The 21,200-nt window shown below is 48.1% G+C and carries 21 protein-coding genes; 15 read left to right on the plus strand and 6 right to left on the minus strand.

Annotation, left to right across the window (positions count from 1 at the left end; translation table 11 throughout):
- Positions 1-4 precede the first annotated feature (4 nt).
- Positions 5-1,210, plus strand: a complete 1,206-nt coding sequence (gene pobA, locus LQ247_RS01905) for a 4-hydroxybenzoate 3-monooxygenase (RefSeq protein WP_231005510.1) — start codon at positions 5-7, stop codon at positions 1,208-1,210.
- Between the two features lie 103 nt (positions 1,211-1,313).
- A complete protein-coding gene (locus LQ247_RS01910) occupies positions 1,314-2,159 on the plus strand; it encodes a lipoate--protein ligase family protein (RefSeq protein WP_026580256.1) in 846 nt (281 codons plus the stop codon).
- A 169-nt stretch (positions 2,160-2,328) separates the two neighbouring features.
- On the opposite strand, the gene LQ247_RS01915 is transcribed toward LQ247_RS01910, so the two are convergent.
- Together LQ247_RS01915 and LQ247_RS01920 are read right to left on the minus strand one after the other, a co-directional pair.
- Positions 2,329-2,658 (minus strand): YjdJ family protein, encoded by a 330-nt coding sequence (locus LQ247_RS01915; protein WP_023857042.1) that lies wholly within the window; start codon positions 2,656-2,658, stop codon positions 2,329-2,331.
- 167 nt (positions 2,659-2,825) lie between these two features.
- Positions 2,826-3,614 carry an RsfA family transcriptional regulator gene (locus LQ247_RS01920; protein ID WP_023857043.1) on the minus strand — a complete coding sequence of 263 codons (789 nt, stop codon included), beginning with the start codon at positions 3,612-3,614 and terminating at the stop codon, positions 2,826-2,828.
- Positions 3,615-3,833: 219 nt separating this feature from the next.
- On the opposite strand from LQ247_RS01920, the gene LQ247_RS01925 reads away from it, so the two are divergent.
- From LQ247_RS01925 to LQ247_RS01940, 4 genes are all read left to right on the plus strand, one after another.
- Positions 3,834-4,058 carry a DUF1450 domain-containing protein gene (locus tag LQ247_RS01925; RefSeq protein ID WP_003186096.1) on the plus strand — a complete coding sequence of 75 codons (225 nt, stop codon included), beginning with the start codon at positions 3,834-3,836 and terminating at the stop codon, positions 4,056-4,058.
- A 239-nt stretch (positions 4,059-4,297) separates the two neighbouring features.
- Positions 4,298-5,596: an HD domain-containing protein gene (locus LQ247_RS01930; protein WP_023857044.1), complete on the plus strand. Its 1,299-nt coding sequence runs from the start codon at positions 4,298-4,300 to the stop codon at positions 5,594-5,596.
- Between the two features lie 30 nt (positions 5,597-5,626).
- Positions 5,627-6,130, plus strand: a complete 504-nt coding sequence (locus tag LQ247_RS01935; RefSeq protein ID WP_023857045.1) for a YwgA family protein — start codon at positions 5,627-5,629, stop codon at positions 6,128-6,130.
- 185 nt (positions 6,131-6,315) lie between these two features.
- Positions 6,316-7,122, plus strand: a complete 807-nt coding sequence (locus LQ247_RS01940) for a zinc-dependent metalloprotease (RefSeq protein WP_231005511.1) — start codon at positions 6,316-6,318, stop codon at positions 7,120-7,122.
- Positions 7,123-7,164: 42 nt separating this feature from the next.
- Here LQ247_RS01940 and LQ247_RS01945 read toward each other — a convergent pair whose 3' ends face one another.
- Positions 7,165-7,350 carry a 2-hydroxymuconate tautomerase gene (locus LQ247_RS01945; protein ID WP_025810627.1) on the minus strand — a complete coding sequence of 62 codons (186 nt, stop codon included), beginning with the start codon at positions 7,348-7,350 and terminating at the stop codon, positions 7,165-7,167.
- Between the two features lie 86 nt (positions 7,351-7,436).
- On the opposite strand from LQ247_RS01945, the gene LQ247_RS01950 reads away from it, so the two are divergent.
- Both LQ247_RS01950 and LQ247_RS01955 read left to right on the plus strand, forming a co-directional pair.
- Positions 7,437-8,120, plus strand: coding sequence for a site-2 protease family protein (locus tag LQ247_RS01950; RefSeq protein ID WP_035400430.1), 684 nt, complete (start codon positions 7,437-7,439; stop codon positions 8,118-8,120).
- A gap of 12 nt (positions 8,121-8,132) precedes the next feature.
- A complete protein-coding gene (locus LQ247_RS01955; RefSeq protein ID WP_020453305.1) occupies positions 8,133-8,648 on the plus strand; it encodes a YwhD family protein in 516 nt (171 codons plus the stop codon).
- Between the two features lie 60 nt (positions 8,649-8,708).
- Here the strand turns inward: LQ247_RS01955 and LQ247_RS01960 are convergent, their stop codons facing one another.
- Positions 8,709-10,781 carry a transglycosylase domain-containing protein gene (locus LQ247_RS01960; RefSeq protein WP_231005512.1) on the minus strand — a complete coding sequence of 691 codons (2,073 nt, stop codon included), beginning with the start codon at positions 10,779-10,781 and terminating at the stop codon, positions 8,709-8,711.
- Between the two features lie 368 nt (positions 10,782-11,149).
- Here LQ247_RS01960 and speE point away from each other — a divergent pair, with 368 nt between their 5' ends.
- From speE to argS, 4 genes are all read left to right on the plus strand, one after another.
- On the plus strand, positions 11,150-11,980 hold the full coding sequence (gene speE / locus LQ247_RS01965; protein WP_035337912.1) for a spermidine synthase: 831 nt from the start codon (positions 11,150-11,152) through the stop codon (positions 11,978-11,980).
- 54 nt (positions 11,981-12,034) lie between these two features.
- Positions 12,035-12,907 (plus strand): agmatinase, encoded by an 873-nt coding sequence (gene speB, locus LQ247_RS01970; RefSeq protein WP_023857051.1) that lies wholly within the window; start codon positions 12,035-12,037, stop codon positions 12,905-12,907.
- A gap of 155 nt (positions 12,908-13,062) precedes the next feature.
- On the plus strand, positions 13,063-13,491 hold the full coding sequence (locus tag LQ247_RS01975; protein WP_023857052.1) for a DUF1934 domain-containing protein: 429 nt from the start codon (positions 13,063-13,065) through the stop codon (positions 13,489-13,491).
- Entirely contained in the window at positions 13,488-15,158 is a 1,671-nt protein-coding gene (gene argS, locus LQ247_RS01980) for an arginine--tRNA ligase (protein WP_023857053.1), read from the plus strand. The genes LQ247_RS01975 and argS overlap by 4 nt, the downstream gene beginning before the upstream one ends.
- Positions 15,159-15,243: 85 nt before the next feature.
- Here argS and LQ247_RS01985 read toward each other — a convergent pair whose 3' ends face one another.
- Both LQ247_RS01985 and cls read right to left on the minus strand, forming a co-directional pair.
- Positions 15,244-15,510 carry a hypothetical protein gene (locus tag LQ247_RS01985; protein ID WP_023857054.1) on the minus strand — a complete coding sequence of 89 codons (267 nt, stop codon included), beginning with the start codon at positions 15,508-15,510 and terminating at the stop codon, positions 15,244-15,246.
- A gap of 73 nt (positions 15,511-15,583) precedes the next feature.
- Positions 15,584-16,774 carry a cardiolipin synthase gene (gene cls / locus LQ247_RS01990; protein WP_105979528.1) on the minus strand — a complete coding sequence of 397 codons (1,191 nt, stop codon included), beginning with the start codon at positions 16,772-16,774 and terminating at the stop codon, positions 15,584-15,586.
- A gap of 149 nt (positions 16,775-16,923) precedes the next feature.
- Between cls and LQ247_RS01995 the strand changes: the two genes are divergently transcribed.
- From LQ247_RS01995 to LQ247_RS02005, 3 genes are all read left to right on the plus strand, one after another.
- Positions 16,924-19,038 carry a (Fe-S)-binding protein gene (locus tag LQ247_RS01995; protein ID WP_023857056.1) on the plus strand — a complete coding sequence of 705 codons (2,115 nt, stop codon included), beginning with the start codon at positions 16,924-16,926 and terminating at the stop codon, positions 19,036-19,038.
- Positions 19,039-19,135: 97 nt separating this feature from the next.
- On the plus strand, positions 19,136-20,314 hold the full coding sequence (locus LQ247_RS02000; protein WP_144497873.1) for an acetyl-CoA C-acetyltransferase: 1,179 nt from the start codon (positions 19,136-19,138) through the stop codon (positions 20,312-20,314).
- A gap of 16 nt (positions 20,315-20,330) precedes the next feature.
- The gene (locus LQ247_RS02005; RefSeq protein ID WP_023857058.1) at positions 20,331-21,194 is read left to right on the plus strand and encodes a 3-hydroxybutyryl-CoA dehydrogenase; all 864 of its coding nucleotides are present in this window, start codon (positions 20,331-20,333) and stop codon (positions 21,192-21,194) included.
- Positions 21,195-21,200: the final 6 nt, after the last annotated feature.

The raw sequence follows: 21,200 nt of genomic DNA on the forward strand, positions 1-21,200 counted from the left end.
CATTTTGCGGACACAAGTGGGAATTATCGGAGCGGGGCCTGCCGGGCTTATGCTCGCAAACCTGCTCCAACGCCGGGGAATCGAAGCGGTCGTGATCGAATCCCGCTCGCGAAAGGAGATTGAAGAAACCATCCGTGCAGGCGTTCTTGAACAGATGACGGTAGATTTGCTAAATGAAACAGGCGCCGGTGAACGGATGATGAAAACAGCCATGTTTCATCAAGGGATTGAGATCCGCTTTGGCGGCAAGCGGCACAGAATTGATATGCACAAGCTGACGGGAGGAAAGTACATTGCCATCTATCCCCAGCATGAAGTGATCAAAGATTTAATCGACGTCCGTCTGCAATCGGGAGGGCGCATCGTTTTCAATGTGTCTGGCGTCCGCCTGTCAAATATTGATACAGAAGCGCCCGTCATCACTTATCAGACTGAAAACGGCGATACAGAAGAACTGACCTGCGATTTCATTGCGGGGTGCGACGGATTTCATGGGCCGAGCAGACAAAGCATTCCGAGGGAGATCCGCAAAGAGTACGAAAAGGTGTACCCATACGGATGGCTCGGCATATTGGCTGAAGCCCCTCCGTCCTCGTCTGAACTTGTGTATGCCCATCATGAGGACGGGTTTGCCCTCGTCAGCACGAGGACTCCGGAAATCCAGCGGCTTTACCTGCAAGTCAGCCCTTCAGATTCAATCGGGAACTGGCCGGACGAAAGGATATGGGAGAAGCTTCATTTAAGGCTGTCGGCCGATGACGGATGGAAGCTGACTGAAGGCCCTGTGATTCAAAAGAACATTGTCTCGATGAGAAGCTTTATATGCGATCCGATGCAATACGGCAGACTGTATTTAGCGGGGGATGCCGCGCATATTGTACCGCCGACCGGTGCGAAAGGCCTGAATCTTGCGATGGCGGATGTCCAACGGCTTGCGTGGGCGCTCGAAGACTATTACGAAGCCGGCAAAACCGAGCGGCTGAACCGCTATTCTGAGGCTTGCCTCCGTCGCGTCTGGAAAGCGGAGCGCTTTTCCTGGTATATGACATCCCTGCTGCACCGTCATCACGGCTACACGCCATTTGACTACCAAATTCAATTGGCTGAGCTTGACCATGTCACAACCTCAACAGCGGCCGCTCAAAGTCTTGCCGAAAATTACGTCGGGCTGCCGCTCGAATTCGGAGAACCGTCTTTAAGAGTCACATGAATGAAGGAGAAGCGCCGGAGATAAGAAAAATCCCACATCATGTTTTCGTAAATGGTATAATGGATGTTGGCTGAAATGCATAACGAAAGGGTTTACAATATATATGGCAAAGCAACCGATTGATCTACTCATCCAGCCGAAATGGAGAATTATTGACCAATCCAGCCTCGGCCCATATTTTGATGCAAAACAATCATTTGCGATAGATGATACGCTGTGCGCTTCTGTCGGAAAGGGTTTGTCTCCGGCGACGGCGCGTTCCTGGGTGCACCATGACACGATCGTGCTCGGAATTCAGGATACAAGGCTTCCTTATTTACAAGACGGGATTTCATTGCTTGAAGAAGCGGGCTATCAAGTCATCGTTCGCAATTCCGGCGGACTGGCCGTCGTTTTGGACAGCGGGGTTTTAAACGTTTCGCTGATTTTTCAGGATAAGAAAAACGGAATTGATATCGACCGGGGCTATGAAGCGATGTTTGAGCTCGTTAAGCGAATGCTGTCATCCTATGACGCAGCAATCGAAGCCTATGAAATCAAAGGCTCTTACTGTCCGGGGAGCTTTGATTTGAGCATCGGGGGAAGGAAGTTTGCGGGAATTTCCCAGAGGCGGCTGAGAGGCGGAGTGGCTGTTCAAATTTATTTATGCGCTGATCAAAGCGGAAGCGGTCGCGCTGAGCTGATCAAACGTTTCTACGACACCGCATTGAAAGACATGCGCGGGAAAACAAAAGCCGTTTATCCCGATATTCGCCCGGAAACGATGGCTTCGCTCTCTGAGCTTCTCAATGAAGACATCTCGGTGCAGGACTTGATGCTCTTGCTTCTGACACAGCTGAAAGAGCTGGGCGGGGAGATTTATCAAGGCCCCCTCACGCCCGCAGAAGAAGAAGCCTATGAAAAAAACCTCGTCCGTATGATTGAGCGGAATGAAAAAGTTTTTGGATAGAAGAAGAGCCTCTGCGCTCCCGTTATATTCGTTGCCAGGCATGCTTAAAGCGGCGAAAAACCGCGGCTGCCTCTAGCGGATTGAGAAAATGCTTCATAGACGGCAAAATCCTAAAACGGTTGAACGTTTCAGGATTTTGTCACACTTCACCGCTTCCGAAGCGGTTTTTTTATGCTGCGCTCAAAGCGCTTTTTCGTTTTACATATGTTTTGATGAGAAGATAAGCCGCCAAAGCGATGATATACGCCAAACTGACGGCCATTAAAATTACGGTTGCCGGCGTATGCTTGGCCGCGTAGACGAAAAAATCAAGCTGGGAAATATCGTGTGCGTATTTTATGGAGTCCTCTCCATAGAGCAGTTTTGTAAACTTGGCTGTATATTTCCACTCCCACGGCACCTTTAAAAGCTCGCTGCCTTGATACCAGCTTGCCAATGCAGAAAACAAAAACAAAAGGGCTGCCGTGCCTAACTGAACCGCATATAAAACAAACTTCATCGAATACCCCGCCTTATAAATTGCTATCCCTATTATGAAATTTTTGTCATATGAAAGCAAGCCGCAGAGGTAAAAAATACCCCCTTTTTTCAAGAAAGGGGTATCAGCGTATCGGCAAATTTTTATGCGTTTTCAGTTCTGTCTCTTTGCCGCACCCTCTGAAAGCGCTATTCAGCCATTTTTTCTAAATTGCCGTTCCGGTCCATTTTGAAGGCGGGCGCAGCGTGTTCGTCTTCTTCGAATAAAACTAGTTTTCTTGCACGGTTCATAATTTTTACGAGCGTTTCGTAGTCTTCCTGGATGGTCGACTGGTCTTTTTCCAGCTTTTTGACTTCAGCTTCAAGCTTTTCAACTTTTTTCGTCAGCTCTTCATTTTCCTGTTTTAAGCGGTCATTTTCCATTTTTAAAGCGGCAGTCTGTGCTTCGTTTCCTGTGTAGTTTTGCAGGAAGCGGATCACATCATCGATCGTCATGTCTTTCGATGAATCGGCTGAATGGCCTGCCTGCGGCTGGTTTGGCGATAGAAGGTGCGATAAACTAGCTAACTCTTCTTTAAAGCTCTCATCAACATAAGGCAGATGCTCGCTGGCGATCGGCTGCTGTTCGCTTGAATCGGCGGTTGCTTTCTGCTGCTCAATGACGCTTTCTGCAGGCGGTTCAGCCTCTGTTTCGACAGGCGGCTTGTATAATAAGCGTTTTTTCGCCGGCTGGCCGTTTCCAAGGGCGCGCATTCTTTGCTTCCTTTGTTTTTTAGCCAGCTGCAATGCTTTTTCGTATTGGTGGCGGACAACCGCGTTCCATCTAAAACCGCAGGCGGCTGATGTCCTGTTCAGTCTGTCTCCCACTTCCTCGAAGGCGTTCAGCTGTGTGCTGCCTTCTCTGACATGCCGCAATACCGTTTCAGCAAGCAGTAAATCATTCTCTTCAGACCAAGCGTCTTGTCTTTGTTTCATCACTTCTCAACTCCCATTGTCAGTATTGGTATTAGATTGTCCATTTTGGAAAATATTTATACAAGTTTGCTAAAAGAATAGGAACTGATTTTTTTAGCGCGATCCTTGCAGGAATGAAAGAATCCTTGTAAAATGAAGGATGGTGTCATTTTTTATCAAAGTTCGGCACGGTTGAATGCCTTTCATAAAGACAGATGAACAAAACGAAAGGAAGCGTATGAAATGGCTAATGAATTTCGAGTATGCGACGATTGTCAGGCCACTAATTTAAAGACGCTTTTGCCCCGTCTGAAAGAAATCGATCCGGATGCAAAAGTGGAAATCGGCTGCCAGTCTTACTGCGGGCCGGGACGAAAAAAATCGTTCGCGTTTGTCAATAATCGTCCGCTGTCAGCTCCTGATGAAGACGAGCTGATCGAAAAAGTGAAAAAGAAACTCAAAAAATAACCGCCTCCCTAACGGGTCAGGCGTTTTTGCTTGTTTGCCGGCTTTTTTGCAGTCTGGAACAAATAGCCGGGTAAATTCAAGGATGTTTTCAAAAAAGCAGACTCGATATAATAGAAACAGACCTAAAAGAAAACAAGCAGATCGGGCAATACTTACAATATACATTTAGTTCTCCGAAGAAAAAGAGACGGATGGGCAGCGATCAGTTTGCCTCACGTTTGAAAAAAAGAGGGACAAAAATGGCGTATCCAAACGGAAAATTATCAGAAGAAAAAGTGTTTAAAGATCCTGTTCACCGCTATGTCCATGTACGGGACAAGCTGATATGGGACTTGATCGGAACCCGTGAATTTCAGAGACTGCGCAGAATCAAACAGCTTGGAACGACCTATTTGACGTTTCACGGAGCCGAACACAGCCGTTTCAACCATTCTCTCGGCGTCTATGAAATTGTCAGAAGAATGGTTGATGACGTTTTTAAAGGCAGGGAGGAATGGGATGACAGCGAGCGTGATCTGTGCCTTTGCGCCGCATTGCTGCACGATTTGGGGCACGGCCCGTTTTCCCATTCGTTTGAAAAGGTCTTCCGGCTTGATCATGAAGATTTTACGAGAGCGATCATTTTAGGCGATACAGAAGTTAACCAGGTGTTAAACAAGGTGAGCCCGACGTTTGCAAAGGATGTCGCTGAGGTCATCGCGAAAACCTATCAGAACAAGCAGGTCGTCAGCCTGATCTCAAGCCAGATTGACGCTGACCGCATGGACTATCTTCAGAGAGACGCCTATTATACCGGCGTCAGCTACGGCCATTTCGATATGGAGCGGATCCTCCGCGTGATGCGGCCGCGCGAAGACCAAATCGTGATTAAGCAAAGCGGAATGCATGCCGTTGAGGATTATATTATGAGCCGGTACCAGATGTACTGGCAGGTCTATTTCCATCCTGTGACAAGAAGCGCGGAAGTGATTTTGACGAAGATTCTTCACCGTGCAAAGCAGCTTCATGAGGAAGGCTATGTTTTCACGTATGCGCCCGTGCATTTTTATTCTATTTTTGAAGGCAATGTCACATTGGAAGATTATTTGAGTCTTGATGAAGCAATCATTCTTTATTATTTTCAGGCCTGGGAAAAAGAAGAGGATGAAGTTTTGTCTGATTTATGCCGCCGTTTTATCAACCGCAGGCTGTTCCAGTATGCGGAATTCAATCCGAATGAGGAAATGGCGACTTACTTTGAACTGACCGCCTTGTTTAAAGAATCAGGGATTGATCCCGATTATTATCTTGTGGTGGATTCGTCCTCAGACCTTCCTTATGATTTCTACAGACCGGGGGAAGAAGAGGAGCGCCTCCCGATTCAATTGCTGACGCACAACGGCCAGATTAAGGAGCTGTCGCGGCAGTCCGATATTGTCGATGCGATATCAGGCAAGCGGAGAACGGACCATAAGCTGTATTTCCCGCTCGATTTAATCGAAGGATTGCCTGACGGCCGTCATGCGAAAAGAATGAAAGAATTGCTCGGACTGATATAGAAAGAAAAGGATGAAGGAGATGGCGGAGATTTGTTAAAAGAACATGCAAAGCTGATGAAGGTCTTCTCGGATTCGGGAGAGATTGTCGGGCGGAAAAAGCTGCAGAAAATCATTTATATCGCAAAGAAATTGGAGCTTCCCTTTTATGAAAAGTATGATTTTCATTTTTACGGGCCCTATTCAGAGGAGCTGACGCTTCAAGTCGAAGAACTTTGCAATCTCGGATTTCTTCATGAAGTCAAAGAAAAAAAAGGCGGCTATTATCAATACCGCTATTCGCCCACTGAAGCGGGAACGCAGTTTTTGAGCCAGTGTGAGCTGGATATGCGGGATATTAAAGCCTATATAGACGACGTGAACGGCCAGTCATCGCGCTTTTTGGAACTGGTGTCGACGATTCTGTATTTTGAAGGACTGGAGCAGGAAGAGATCAGAGAAAAAGTGTTTACCGTAAAAAGCAAGCAGCGGTATACGGACGAAGAATTCGATGAAGCCGTCGCTTACATAAAAAAGCTCAGAGACCTTTGTTCATAAACCTGCCGGAAAACGGTAGGTTTTTTGTTTTGTTTTTTTGTAAACATTTTGGAATTTTTGTGGGGAAATAGAAAGGAGCAGTAAACAGAACGCGTGCAATATTTCCTCTTTTTGGATGAATTGAAGGAATTTTTAGACAACTAGCAGAATCTTTCATTCGTTCAAAAAAAAGGAGGGAATTAGCAGTGAAAAAGCGTTCTATATTCTTATCTCTATTACTTTCCGTCAGTCTCATCCCCGGTTTGACTGCAGGCGCCGCCCAGGTTGACGGGCACGATCATGACCACGGCCATGAAGTAAAAGGCACTCATATCGATTCTTTGCCTAAAGCGAAAGACTTTAAAGACTTGAATGGAAAAGTTCAAATAGAAAGAACGGTCAATACGAAAATATTGGATGAGAAAGGAAATGTGACGGGGACAAAAACGTTTAAAAAGAATACGAGCAAAGGGACATTTTCAACCCAGGCAGGCACGGGCAGTCAGAAAGTGAGCGTCCTGGCCGTGGCTGACGCTCAGTATCGCGCGAAATACAGCGATTGGCAGACGAGAATCGTCCAAATTATTGAGCAGGCGGATGTCATGTTCAACAGGGACCACGATATTGATTTTGTCGTCGAAGCCGTGGCGCCTTGGACTTCTTCAGGCAGCAACAGCTCTCAAATTCTATCAAACCTTCAGAGCAATTTCAGCGGGCGCAGTTATAAATTTGTCGTCGGATTTACGGCGAACAGCAATTTTGACGCCGGCGGCATCGCATACGTATACAACAGCAAGCCGAACGGCAGCGCCTTCAGCGTAAACCTCGACCAGGGAACGGCCAACACGGCAAAAGCGGCGACCCACGAATTTTCCCATAACTTCGGCTTGAACCACGATGCGCAAGGAAGCGAAATCCGCTGCATTATGAACTACGACTACGCCTACACGGTCGATGTCTGGGATTCGGCTCACAATAGCCAGATCACAAGAAATAAAGCTTGGTATAAATAATAAAAACGGCGTCCCGCATGTAAGCGGCAGACGCCGTTTTTATTACATATCGCTCATTCGTTTACCGGCGACACCGTAGTTTTCCTTTTTCAATTCCTCAATGATGACCGCGATTTTTTCTGCAGGTGCGCCTGTTGTTTCGGAGACGGCTTCGGTCACTTTTTTCACCAGATTTCTTTTTTGATCATCTGTGCGGCCTTCCAGCATTTGAACCGTTACGTACGGCATATGTTCTCCTCCTCCTTTTAAAAAATGGCTGCTTACTTTAGCATCAGCTGCTCTTATAGTATACTGGAGATAGTAAATCTTTGTATATGAGAAAGAGGGAAAGCCACATTTTAGACCGTTTTCTTATTTATCCGCTGGAAATGATTCCGTATGTTGTTTTGACACTTGCTGCCGCATTCACTGTGCATGAGGTCGCCCATGCATATGTGGCATACAAATTCGGTGATGAGACGGCCAAACGGCAGGGCAGGCTGACGCTCAACCCGCTCAAGCATCTTGATCCGTTTGGAACGATTTTGATCTTTATTTTGGGATTCGGATGGGCAAAGCCGGTGCCCGTTAACCGCTTTTATTTTAAAAATCCGAGGCTGGCCGGATTTCTCGTGTCAATCGCAGGACCGATCAGCAACCTGATCCTTGCTTTCATCGGTTTTATATTGCTGCTTTTGTCCGTGAAGCTGTCCGGGACGCTGCCTTCCGGTTTTTACAGCGGCTTGCTTCAATTTTTTACGATTTGGGTGAATCTCAACCTGCTTTTATTTCTGTTTAATTTAATGCCGTTCCCGCCCCTTGACGGTTTTCGGGTTATACAGGATGTGGTCGCCCCCGATGTGCGGGCGAAGCTGTCGAAATATGAAGCGTACGGCTCGATCGTGTTTCTGATCATCGTCATTACGCCGCTTGGCCAATATGTATTCTGGCCGTTTTTGAATGAAGGGCGGGAATATATCATCTCGATATTTAACAGCGTTTTCCGGCCGCTGATGTAGGAGGTATTTTTGATGGAACAAGGAAAAAAGAAAAAAACAATCGGATTCAATATTATTAAAAGCGATCCGACGGACGGACACGGGGGATTTGGTGCAGGGGCTTTAAGCCTTGACAACATCTCGCCTGTCTTTGTCGATGTCGAAGAGAAAGAAGCGTTTGTTGATATCGGCGCCATGCACGCCCGCAGCACGGTTGAAAAAGGAATCAAATTTTTGCCGAACAAGGAAGAGGTGCCGAACGGAAAACCTTACTGGCTTGTGTGGGTTACGATCGACCGCAGGGAAGAAGGCCCTTATTATGCGGGGGTGACGGCTTGCGAAATGACGGTGGACAGAAGCATCCGCCGCGGCTACAAATCGCTTCCGGAGCACGTGAATTTAATGGATAAGTCGATGAAGCGGAAGATTATCGTCGAGCACATGGATGAAAGTTCCAAGCGCGTTCTGGCCGATTTTCTGAAAAATCATGATCAAGGGCTTTGGGACCGTTCATCAGACGAGCTGAAAAAGGGATTGCTTCAGCAATAGGAAAAAACCCCCCGGACCGCCGTGAAGTCCGGGGGGTTCGTCTATCCCGCCCAAAAAAGTTTATTCTTCTTTTTTAAACCATTTTTCCCACCACTTTTTCCGCTTGTGGGGAGCGGCGGGTTTTTCGCGCCCGGCTTTTTGATCCTTATAGATTTCTTTTCCGTAGCAAACCTGCTCGGGTTCAGTACCTTCGATAAAATAAGCGAAATATTTGGACGGACAGCTGGGCGCCGCCGCATAGCCTGTAGCAGGGTCAATATACATCCCTTTCACGCCTTCAGGCGGCTTTAAAGCTGCGGCGGGCGCGTTTTCAAGCGCTTTTTCCATAAATTTGGCCCAAATTTGTTTGGCATAGTTTTTCTCTGCGACGGCATCGATTGTCCGCTCTTTGTCATATCCCGTCCACACGCCTGAAGCAAGGCCGGGATAAAAGCCGATCATCCAGCTGTCGGTGCTGGTCGTTCCCGATTTTCCGGCGTATGGGCGCGTCAGCTGATCTGCGATCGTCCGCCCGGTAACAGATGTATAGCCGTTGAGTGATTTGTCGAACATTCCGCTCATCATGTTGGCCGTGATAAAAGCCGCTCTTGGGTCAAGGATTTGTTTGCTTCGCTTCGGTTTTTCGTAAAGAACCTCCCCGTTCGAATCGGTAATTTTCGTAATAAAGGAAGGTTCGATTTTTTTTCCGCCATTGGCAAACATGGCGTATCCGTTTACCATTTCAATCGGCTTCACGGGGGATGTTCCGAGCGCAAGCGACGGCACTTTTTGCAGCGGGCTCGTGATGCCGAATTGTTTTGCAGCATCAATCAGTTTGTCCATGCCGAGGAAAAGGTGCGTTTTCACGGCGTAAATGTTATCGGACAAAGCCAGGGCCTGAAGAAGAGTGATCGGGCCGTCTGCGTAATAGCCGTGATAGTTGCTCGGCGAATAAGCGCTGCCTTGCCCGAGCTCAAATGTCGTTTCCGCGCTCCTCATCCGGGTGGCCGGCGTAAAACCGTTTTGAACAGCCGAATAATAAAGGAAAGGCTTCATAGTGGAGCCGGGCTGCCGCATAGCCTGGGTTACGCGGTTAAACGGGCTTTTTTCGTAATCGCGTCCTCCGACAAGCGCGAGAACGCTGCCGTCGGACGGATTGATCGCTGCAAACCCTGCCTGAATGTCAGATGACGAATCAATCGTGCGTTCGATCGTGTCCTCGGCAATTTTTTGGAGACGCGGGTTGAGCGTGGTGAATACGTTGTAGCCGCCGGTTTCTGCTTGCTCCGGTGTCAAATGCAGCAAGCGCGCGATTTCTTTAACCGCTTCGTCATAAAAGTACGGAGCGGTTTTAGCGGTTGTTTGCTTATCCTGTTTTTCAAAGCGGAGCGGCAGTTTTTTCAGTTCTGCCGCCTGCTTTTTCGTGAGCTTGTTTTCTTTCTCCATCATTGTCAGGATCATTTCCTGGCGTTCTTTCGCCTTTTTTTCATTAACAAAAGGCGAATAAACGGAAGGACCCTTTGGAATGCCGGCAAGCATCGCAGCTTCCGCCGCATTGATATCCTTGGCCCGTTTGCCAAAATACATCCGGGAAGCAGCTTCGATTCCGTAGGCTCCATGCCCGTAATAAATCGTATTTAAATAGCCTTCCAAAATATCTTTCTTTGTGTAGTTTTGTTCGAGCCGTATCGTATAAAAAGCTTCATTCCACTTTCTTTTCCATGTTTTATCGTGGCCGAGGTAGAGGTTTCTCGCATATTGCTGTGTAATGGTGCTGGCTCCCTGAACTTTGGACATCGCCTTTAGATCGGCGATGAGGGCGCCGCCCATCCTCATATAGTCGAAGCCGTGGTGCCGGAAGAAGTTCCGGTCTTCAACGGCAAGCGTGGCATCGATGACGGCGGGATTGATGCTTTTCAGCGAAACCCAGTACCGCTTTTGCCCGTAATGCGTCTCCCCTATCTGCTTTCCGCTTCCGTCATACAGCACGGTAGACCTCGGCACCTGAATCGAAGGAGCGCCTTGCCATTTGGCTGCCAGGACCACCGTCATGACAACGATTGAAAGGAAGATCAGCATCAATGCTCCCATGAACAAAAATGCGCGTATCGTCTTGATAGTTAAACGGACCCGCTTGTCCGTCATCATGTCCATGTTCAAATCTCCTCCCGGATAAATAAATGTTCTTATCATTATGAGGAAAAAGAGGAGGGTTTAAACAAGCGGGAAGGAAAAAACGGCAGACCCTCTAGGAGGCGATTAACAGAGCAACCGGAGGAATCCTCAGTTTTGGCAGTCGCCGCTGCAGAATTAGCTTATGTACATCTGTGGCAAGCTCAGCCCAAAACGGCCGTCGGGAATGGAATGACTCCTGAAAATGAATTGATCCGTCTTTACAATCACCTGCAATTCCTCTATACTTTTTCCTTAGGCAAAAGCCGATGCTTCAGTGCAGAATAATCGTCGCCGCAGGCGAGAAAAATAGATGGAAATACAGCTTATCACGAAAGGAAGATGACGCTTTGAGCGGACTTTGGTACACAGAGAAGCAAACGAAAAACTTCGGCATTACGATGAAAATCAACAAGACTTTACATACAGAGCAGACGGACTTTCAAAAGCTCGAAATGGCCGAGACGGAAGAATTCGGCAACATGCTGTTTCTTGACGGCATGGTCATGACATCTGAAAAAGATGAATTTGTCTACCACGAAATGGTGGCGCATGTGCCCCTGTTTACGCATCCGAACCCTGAGCATGTACTTGTGGTCGGCGGCGGAGACGGCGGCGTCATCCGTGAAATTTTGAAGCATCAGAGCGTCAAAAAAGCGACGCTTGTCGATATCGACGGCAAGGTGATCGAATACTCTAAGAAATTTTTGCCTTCCATTGCAGGCAAACTTGACGATCCGCGCGTCGAAGTAAAGGTCGATGACGGCTTTATGCACATTGCAGAATCTGAAAATGAGTACGATGTCATCATGGTCGATTCAACCGAGCCTGTAGGGCCGGCTGTCAACTTGTTTACAAAAGGCTTTTACGCCGGCATAGCAAATGCGCTAAAGGAAGACGGCATTTTTGTTGCTCAGACGGACAACCCTTGGTTTACACCTGAACTGATCACTAACGTTCAGCGCGATGTAAAAGAGATCTTTCCGATTACAAAGCTGTATTTGGCCAACATTCCGACATATCCAAGCGGATTGTGGACGTTTACGATCGGTTCGAAAAAATACGATCCTCTTGAAGTGGAGGACAGTCGCTTCTTCGATATTGAGACGAAATACTATACAAAAGAAATTCATAAAGCGGCATTCGTCCTTCCGAAATTCGTCAGCGATTTAATCAAATAAAACAGTTTGGCGCAGGATGGTATTCTGCGCTTTTTTTCAGGGAGGTTTTTGAAGATGAGATTTGATGAAGCATATTCCGGCAAGGTGTTTATCGCAAGCCGCCCCGATTGGGAAGAGGCGGACGCCATCCTTTACGGCATGCCGATGGATTGGACGGTCAGCTACCGTCCCGGATCGCGCTTCGGTCCGGCGAGAATCCGCGAGGTGTCCATCGGGCTTGAAGAATACAGCCCTTATTTGGACAGGGAGCTTGACGAGGTTCATTTCTTTGACGCCGGCGACATCCCGCTGCCTTTCGGGAACCCGCAGAAGAGCCTCGACATGATTGAAGAATATGTTGACAGCATTTTAGAAAAAGGAAAATTCCCGCTCGGAATGGGAGGAGAGCACCTCGTTTCATGGCCGGTCATTAAAGCGATGTATAAAAAATATCCCGATCTTGCCATCATCCATATGGATGCGCACACAGATCTCCGCGTCGACTATGAAGGAGAGCCGCTCTCGCATTCGACGCCGATCCGCAAAGCAGCGGAACTGATCGGTCCCGGCAATGTCTATTCATTCGGCATCCGCTCCGGTATGAAAGAGGAGTTTGAATGGGCAAACGAAAACGGTATGCACATTTCCAAATTTGAAGTGCTTGAGCCGCTTAAATCCGTCCTGCCGAAACTCGCAGGGCGTCCGGTTTATGTAACGATTGACATCGATGTCTTAGATCCCGCTCATGCGCCGGGAACCGGTACGGTTGACGCCGGAGGCATCACATCAAAAGAGCTGCTCGCTTCGATTCACGAAATCGCCCGCTCAGACGTCAACGTTGTTGGAGGAGACCTGGTTGAGGTCGCTCCGGTCTACGACCATTCGGAACAAACCGCAAATACGGCAAGCAAGCTGATTCGCGAAATGCTGCTCGGCTGGGTGAAATAAACAGGCTGTCCTTTTTCGGGACGGCTTTTTTCTTAGAAAATGGTTTATCTTCCCGTCCGTTCTGTTAAGATGGTATAAAGGAGCAGCGGTTGAACTTTTTTTCCCGAATGATTATACTAATCAAGTCAAATCGGATCAAAAAAGGAAGTGTCGGAATGAACCAGGAGACACCCGTTAATATCCATGTGAAATCTGTTATCCGGGAAGGATCGGACACGGAAACGATCGAGTTCCGGACAACTGGGTTTTATTATATGAAAAAAGATAAAATATATCTTTCTTATCATGAAGAGCATGATGCGGGAAAGGTGAAGACGATTGTAAAAGCAAGCGAAAACGAAGTTCTGGTGATGCGTTCCGGCGCCATTGAAATGAAACAGCGTTTCAGGCCAGGCAGCCGCACCGTCACTCATTATAAAATGCCTTTCGGCAGGCTCGAGCTTGGCGTGGATACAAAATCCGTATCAGTCACCCGGCAGCCGCCAGACGGAAAGATCAGCGTTGAGTACGATATGATTGTAAGCGATGAACAAAAGCATTTACATATGATGTCGATTTCGTATAGAGGAGGACACGAGTCATGAACATAGTCGAACAAATGAAAGATGTGCTGAAGCAGGAAATTAAAGAAGCTGTCATGAAAGCCGGCCTCGCCGCAGAAAGCGAGATTCCCGAAGTCGTATTGGAAGTCCCGAAAGACAAGTCGCATGGAGACTATTCCACTAACATGGCGATGCAGCTGGCGAGAATCGCCAAAAAAGCGCCGCGGAATATTGCCGAGGAAATCGTCGCATCCTTTGATAAAGGAAAAGCGTCGATCGACAAACTTGATATCGCAGGACCGGGTTTTATCAATTTCTACATGAACAATCAATATTTAACGAAGCTCATTCCGGCTGTGCTTGAAGCAGGAGAGGCCTACGGTGAAACAAATATCGGAGGCGGAGAACGCGTTCAGGTGGAATTCGTCTCAGCAAACCCGACGGGCAACCTGCATCTTGGACATGCCCGCGGAGCCGCTGTCGGAGATTCTCTCTGCAATGTACTTGAAAAAGCGGGGTATGAAGTGAGCCGCGAATATTACATCAACGATGCCGGCAATCAAATCAACAACCTCGCATTATCCGTCGAGGCCCGTTACTTTCAGGCGCTTGGAAAAGACAAGCCGATGCCTGAAGACGGATATCACGGCGAAGACATTAAGGAAATCGGCCGAAAGCTCGCCGATGAATTCGGCGACCGTTTTGTTCATGAAGAAGAGAGCGAACGCCTCGCGTTTTTCCGTGAATACGGCTTAAAGTACGAATTAGGCAAACTTCGTGAAGACCTCGAGAATTTCCGTGTCCCATTTGATGTCTGGTACTCAGAGACATCGCTTTACCAAAACGGAAAGATCGATCAGGCGCTCGAAGCCCTTCGCGAAAAAGGGCACATCTATGAAGAAGACGGGGCGACATGGTTCCGCTCGACGGCGTTCGGCGATGACAAAGACCGCGTCCTGATCAAAAAAGACGGGTCCTACACGTATCTTCTGCCTGACATCGCTTATCACAAAGACAAGCTTGACCGCGGCTTCCAAAAGCTGATCAACGTATGGGGAGCGGACCATCACGGCTATATCCCGCGCATGAAAGCGGCCATTGAAGCGCTCGGTTATGACAAAGAAACGCTTGAGGTCGAGATCATCCAGCTCGTCCATCTCTACAAGAACGGCGAAAAAATGAAGATGAGCAAAAGAACCGGAAAAGCTGTGACAATGCGCGATCTCATTGATGAGGTCGGCCTTGACGCGGTGCGTTACTTCTTTGCGATGCGCAGCGCCGATACGCACATGGACTTTGATCTTGACCTGGCTGTCTCCACATCGAATGAAAACCCGGTTTACTACGCGCAGTACGCTCATGCGAGAATTTGCAGCATGCTGCGACAAGGCGAAGAAAAAGGTATTTCATTTGAAGGGAACCTTGACCTGACGAAAATCGCTTCTGAAAAAGAGTATGATCTGCTTAAAGTGATCGGCTCGTTCCCTGAGGCTGTCGCCGATGCCGCAGAGAAGCGGATTCCGCACCGCATTACAAACTATATTTTTGAATTGGCATCTGTGCTCCACAGTTTTTACAATGCTGAGAAAGTTCTCGATCCGGCAGATGAAGAAAAAAGCCGAGCGCGTTTATCATTGATGAAGGCAACACAAATCACATTAAATAATGCACTCAAGCTGATCGGCGTATCAGCTCCTGAAAAAATGTAAAACGAATCCCCCGTCCTTTGAACGGGGGATTTTTTCTTGATTTGGTGAGGAGGCGTCTCACACAAGGAAGGTCCGTCGCCTTCCCTTATTGAACTTGAGCGTCAGAAAGAATCGATTGTGCTTTTCTTACTAACTCCTGCGCCATCTTCCCTTCGATGACAATCAGGCACTCATTTTCGCGATTGGCCATTCTGAACATTTCCAGTTCAATTAAATCTTTAATTTTGCACATTGTTTTTCTTGAGCATATATAAAGCTGATGTCTGGCTGAGCGGCAAAGTCTGTACAGCTCAATCAAGTTTTTTAATGTCATCGATTGTGCGCGGAGCTTAATCGACTCTGCTTGGTTCATCATATATCCCTCCGTATGTAATCATCACTTTGGTGAAATGTTACCCGCATGTTATGCAGGATAAACGTACGATTCATAAAAAATATGAAATCGATTTCGCCAGCCATTCGATGGGCCGCTGCATCACCGGCCGCTTCGCATACCGCTCCTTTGTCAGAAGCTCGGCGTGTTCAATACTTTCCTTGACGACGTCAAAGAATTGTTTTGTCCAGTCTTTATCATGGATGACGACATTCACTTCATCATTGAGAAACAGGCTTCGATTGTCAAAATTTGATGTTCCGATCATCACATGCCGGTCGTCGACGATCAATGCTTTTGCATGATAAAAGCCTCTGTAGTACCGGTAAATATAGCAACCCGCCTCCAAAAGTGCGGGAAAGTTCGTGTAGGCGGCCTCTTTGACAAGCGGATGGTCGGCTTTCATCGGCACGAGAACCGAGACGATCACGCCTCTTTCCCTGGCTGAAAGAACTGCTTGCTGCAAAGCCGGACTCGGAATATAGTACGGCGTGCAAATCATGATTCTTTCTTTTGCCTGATCAATAAATGAAATGTATTTTCCTTCCAGAGAAAACCCTTTTGTCGCATGTATCGAATGGGTGACAGCTCCTTGATGGAGCGGCGGGAACATACCGCTGTCCGGCTGTGATAGCGGCGCTTCTCTATTGAAGTCTGATAAAAAAATGTGCTGCAAGTCGGCAACACCTTCCCCCGTCATTCGCAAATGGTAATCCTTCCACGGGCCGAATTCCGCTTTTTTACCAAGGTATTCTTTCGCAATGTTAAATCCGCCCACATAGCCGATCTTTCCGTCTATGACGGCGATTTTCCGGTGATTTCTTGCATTCAGTCGATAAAAGAAATAAGGGAAGCCCGGATTGTTGACAAAAAAAACGTGCGCTCCGCTTTGTTTCAATTCTGACAGCGTTTTTTTCTTTACCTTCATCGCGCCGATCCGGTCAATCAGCAAGCGTACGCATACGCCGGCTTTCGCTTTATCCTTCAGCATTTTTAAAAATTCAAGGCTGATATCATCGTTCTTCACAATATAAAACATGACATGCACCGACGATTCGGCCTGGCGGATGTCATCCAGCAGCCGCTCACACAAGTCTTCTCCGTTATGAATCAGTTCAATATCGCTTTTCTTCTCTGAAAAAACGGGTTCGTAGGCTTTCCTTTCAAAGGCTTTGCGGCCGAAACGGAAATCGAGCGCAAGAAGCAGGATGAGAAAACATACCATAATCATAAGCGGCACCAATGAAGACACTCCCTTTTTTCGTGTAAAGAATAGTGTCCCCCTAATTTCCTGCATTTATGAAAACATATTGACTGAACACTCATTCATTATTTAAGATAAAGGTAGTTCAAGGGGATTTAAGGTTGGGGAAATGAAAGGGGGAGCAGCTGATGAATGTCTTATTGTGGTTGAATTTCATTGCGTTTTTAGGTGTAACCGCTTACGCCGTTTATCTGTTTGTCTACTTGATCCGAACGAGAATCAGTTACATCAGGCTCGGACAAAAAGAGGATTTTGATAAGCGGACGAAGGAGCGCCTTCAAAAGATATGGGAGAACGTGTTCGGCCAAAAGAAACTGCTTAAAGATAAAAAAAGCGGCATTATCCACGTCATGTTTTTTTACGGCTTTATTCTCGTTCAGTTCGGAGCGATCGATTTTATTTTGAAAGGGCTCGTTCCCGATCAAGGACTTCCGCTTGGCAGCGTCTACCCGGCGTTTACGTTTTTTCAGGAAATCGTCACGTTGATGATTTTAATTGCGGTGGTCTGGGCCTTTCACAGGCGCTATATTGAAAAACTCGTCAGACTGAAGCGCAATTTGAAGTCGGGGATCGTGCTCATGCTGATCGGCGGCTTGATGTTTACCGTTTTACTCGGAAACGGTATGAACATGATCTGGCATGAACATTCATTATCATGGCACGAACCGATGGCATCAGGCATCGCTTTTGCCCTCGGCTTCATGGGAGAAACCGCCTCAGCGGCAGTGTTCTATGCGGCATGGTGGGCGCATCTTCTTATCTTACTGACATTTTTAGTCTATGTGCCGCAGTCAAAGCACGCCCACTTAATTGCCGGACCGGCAAACGTATTTTTCAGCCGGCTGACAAACCCGGGAAAGCTTCAAAAAATCGATTTTGAAGATGAAACAAAAGAAACGTTCGGCGTCGGACGGATCGAGGAATTCAGGCAATCCCAGCTGATCGATCTTTACGCGTGCGTTGAATGTGGGCGCTGTACCAATATGTGCCCGGCTACCGGAACAGGCAAGATGCTTTCGCCGATGGATCTGATTTTGCGGCTCAGAGACCATTTGACAGAAAAGGGAGCAGCAGTAACATCGAAAACGCCTTGGGTTCCCGCGCCTCTCTTTCAGCATACGAAAGGCAACCAGCTGGCCATGGCGGCGGGAGGAGAAGGATCAAGAGAAGCGGCTGCTTCAGAGCTATACAATCCGAGCTTAATCGGCGACATCATCACCGAAGAGGAAATTTGGGCATGCACAACGTGCCGGAATTGTGAAGATCAGTGCCCGGTCATGAATGAGCACGTCGACAAGGTCATCGATCTCCGCCGCTATCTCGTGCTCACAGAAGGAAAAATGGATGCAGATGCCCAGCGCGCCATGACGAGCATTGAAAGACAGGGTAACCCTTGGGGATTAAACAGAAAAGAACGCGAAAACTGGCGTGACATGAGAGACGACGTTAAGGTGCCGACAGTGAAAGAAATGAAGAAAAAAGGCGAGGCCTTTGAATACCTGTTCTGGGTCGGGTCGATGGGATCGTATGACCGGAGAAGCCAGAAGATCGCCATGGCTTTCGCGCGCCTTCTCAATCAAGCCGGGGTCACGTTCGCGATTTTAGGCAATAAAGAAAAAAATTCAGGCGATACGCCGAGGCGGCTTGGCAACGAGTTTTTATTCCAGGAGCTTGCCGCAAAAAACATTGAAGAATTTGAAAAAAATGATGTTCGAAAAATTGTAACCATCGATCCGCATGCATACAATATTTTTAAAAATGAATATCCTGATTTTGGTCTGAAAGCGGAGGTGTATCATCATACAGAAATTCTCGCTGCCCTTATTGAAGAAGGAAGGCTGAAACCTGAGTTTCCGGTTCGCGAAACCGTCACCTTTCATGATTCATGCTATTTGGGCCGCTACAATGAGGTTTACGAACCGCCGCGCGATATTCTGCGCTCCATCCCGGGCATCCATTTAGTGGAAATGGAACGCAGCCGTGAAAACGGAATGTGCTGCGGAGCGGGGGGCGGTCTCATGTGGATGGAGGAAGAGACGGGCACAAGGATCAACGTTGCCAGAACGGAGCAGGCGCTCAGCGCTTCACCTTCTGTCATCAGTTCGGGCTGTCCGTATTGTTTGACGATGCTAGGCGACGGAACAAAAGCCAAGGAAATGGAGGATCAGGTCGGCACCTACGATGTGGCGGAGCTGCTTGAACGCGCCGTATTCGGCTCAGAACAAAAAGAACATGCTTCATAGACGGATTTCAGGTTTTGAATAAAGAAGGTGTGAGCCGGATCTCCGCCTTCTTTTATCTTCGGTATGCACAAATCATGATAAGGGGAGAGGATGTCAGGTGGCGAGATCGGTTATTGCAGGCGGCGCGCGCACGCCTTTTGGAAAACTCGGGGGCGCGCTTCAGTCAAAGACGGCAGCGGAGCTCGGCGGAATCGCCGTAAAAGAAGCATTAAAACGTTCCGGTGTACATCCTGAGGATGTCGATGAAGTCATTATGGGTTCCGTTCTTCAAGGCGGACAGGGGCAGCTGCCGTCGAGACAGGCTGCGCGTTTTGCGGGACTGCCATGGGACGTCAAAACGGAAACGATTAATAAAGTGTGCGCTTCAGGTTTAAGAAGCGTCACAATGGCGGATCAGATCATCCGGGCTGGTGATGCGGAGGTCATTGCAGCAGGAGGTATGGAATCGATGTCAAATGCCCCTTATCTGCTTCAAAAAGCGAGATGGGGGCTGAGAATGGGAGACGGAGCGGTTAAAGATTTGATGATCACAGACGGGCTGACATGCTCATTTACGGGTGTTCATATGGGCTCCTACGGAAATGCCGCTGCAAAAGAGTTGGAGATTGCAAGAGAAGAACAGGATCGATGGGCGCTCAGGAGCCACATGCGGGCCGTACAGGCTGCAGCTTCAGGTGCGCTCGGAGAAGAGATCGTCCCTGTTTGTATACCGCAGAAGCGGGGCGGCGAATTAACGGTTGATCAAGATGAAGCTCCGCGGCGCGATACGTCATTGGAAAGGCTGTCACAGCTTGCTCCGGTTTTTGACCACGATGGGACAATTACTGCGGGAAACGCGCCGGGGGTAAATGACGGAGCATGCTCGCTTATCGTGATGAATGAAGACAGGGCAAAGGAACTCAATGTGAAGGTGTCCGCCGTCATTAAAGCGCACACATCCATTGCAGTCGAAGCCAAAGACTTCCCGAAAACCCCAGGGCTTGTCATCAGAGAACTGCTTAACAAAACCGGAGCTGAGCTTTCTGATATCAAACTGTTTGAAATCAATGAAGCGTTCGCCGCGGTAGCTTTGGCAAGCGGAAAGATCGTGGGCCTTGACATGGAGAAGGTCAATGTCAACGGCGGCGCCATTGCGCTAGGTCATCCGATCGGCGCGAGCGGGGCAAGAATCATTTTGACGCTTATGTACGAATTAAAACGGCGCGGCGGCGGTACAGGTATTGCTGCCATTTGCAGCGGCGGCGGTCAGGGAGACGCCGTGATGATCGAGGTATAAAAAAGGGGGAATTTAAATGAAAAAAGACACGATCATGGTCATCGGAGCCGGCCAGATGGGGGCCGGGATCGCCCAGGTCTCTGCCCAGGCCGGATACAATGTTTACATGTACGACGTATCACCTGACCAAATTGAAAAGGGAATGAAGCGCATTTCCGGCCAGCTAGTCAGACAGGCGGAAAAAGGCAAGCTTCCGCATGGAGACGTACAGCAAATCTACCAGCGTCTTTCTCCTTCGGCTTCGCTCGACGATGCGCGGGAAGCTTTTCTCATCATTGAAGCGGCTGTTGAGCAAATGGATGTAAAAAAAGAGATTTTCAAACGGCTTGATGAAGTGACCGAAGACTCAGCCCTATTGGCATCAAATACATCGTCATTGTCGATTACGGAACTCGCTTCCGTCACGAAAAAACCTCAGAATGTCATCGGCATGCATTTTATGAACCCGGTTCCGGTCATGCAGCTTGTCGAGGTCATCAGGGGGCTTGAGACGAGCGGCGAAACATATGAAACCGTCGTGGCTGCGGCGGAGCGGATGAACAAGGTTCCGATCGAGGTGCGGGATTTTCCGGGATTTATCTCCAACCGCATTTTAATGCCGATGATTAACGAGGCGGTTTTTGCGCTTTATGAAGGCGTCGCCGAGAAAGAAAGCATAGACGGAATCATGAAGCTTGGCATGAACCATCCGATGGGCCCGCTGGCTCTCGCTGACCTGATTGGTCTGGATACGTGTCTGTATATTATGGAGACGTTGCATGAAGGTTTTGGCGATGATAAATACCGGCCTTGTCCGCTCCTTAAACAATATGTCAGCGCAGGACGTCTCGGAAAGAAAACGGGCAGAGGGTTTTATACGTACGAAAAGCAGCCGACATAAGGAGGG

It is taken from the genome of Bacillus sp. BS3(2021), from assembly GCF_021043345.1.
GTDB lineage: Bacteria > Bacillota > Bacilli > Bacillales > Bacillaceae > Bacillus > Bacillus paralicheniformis.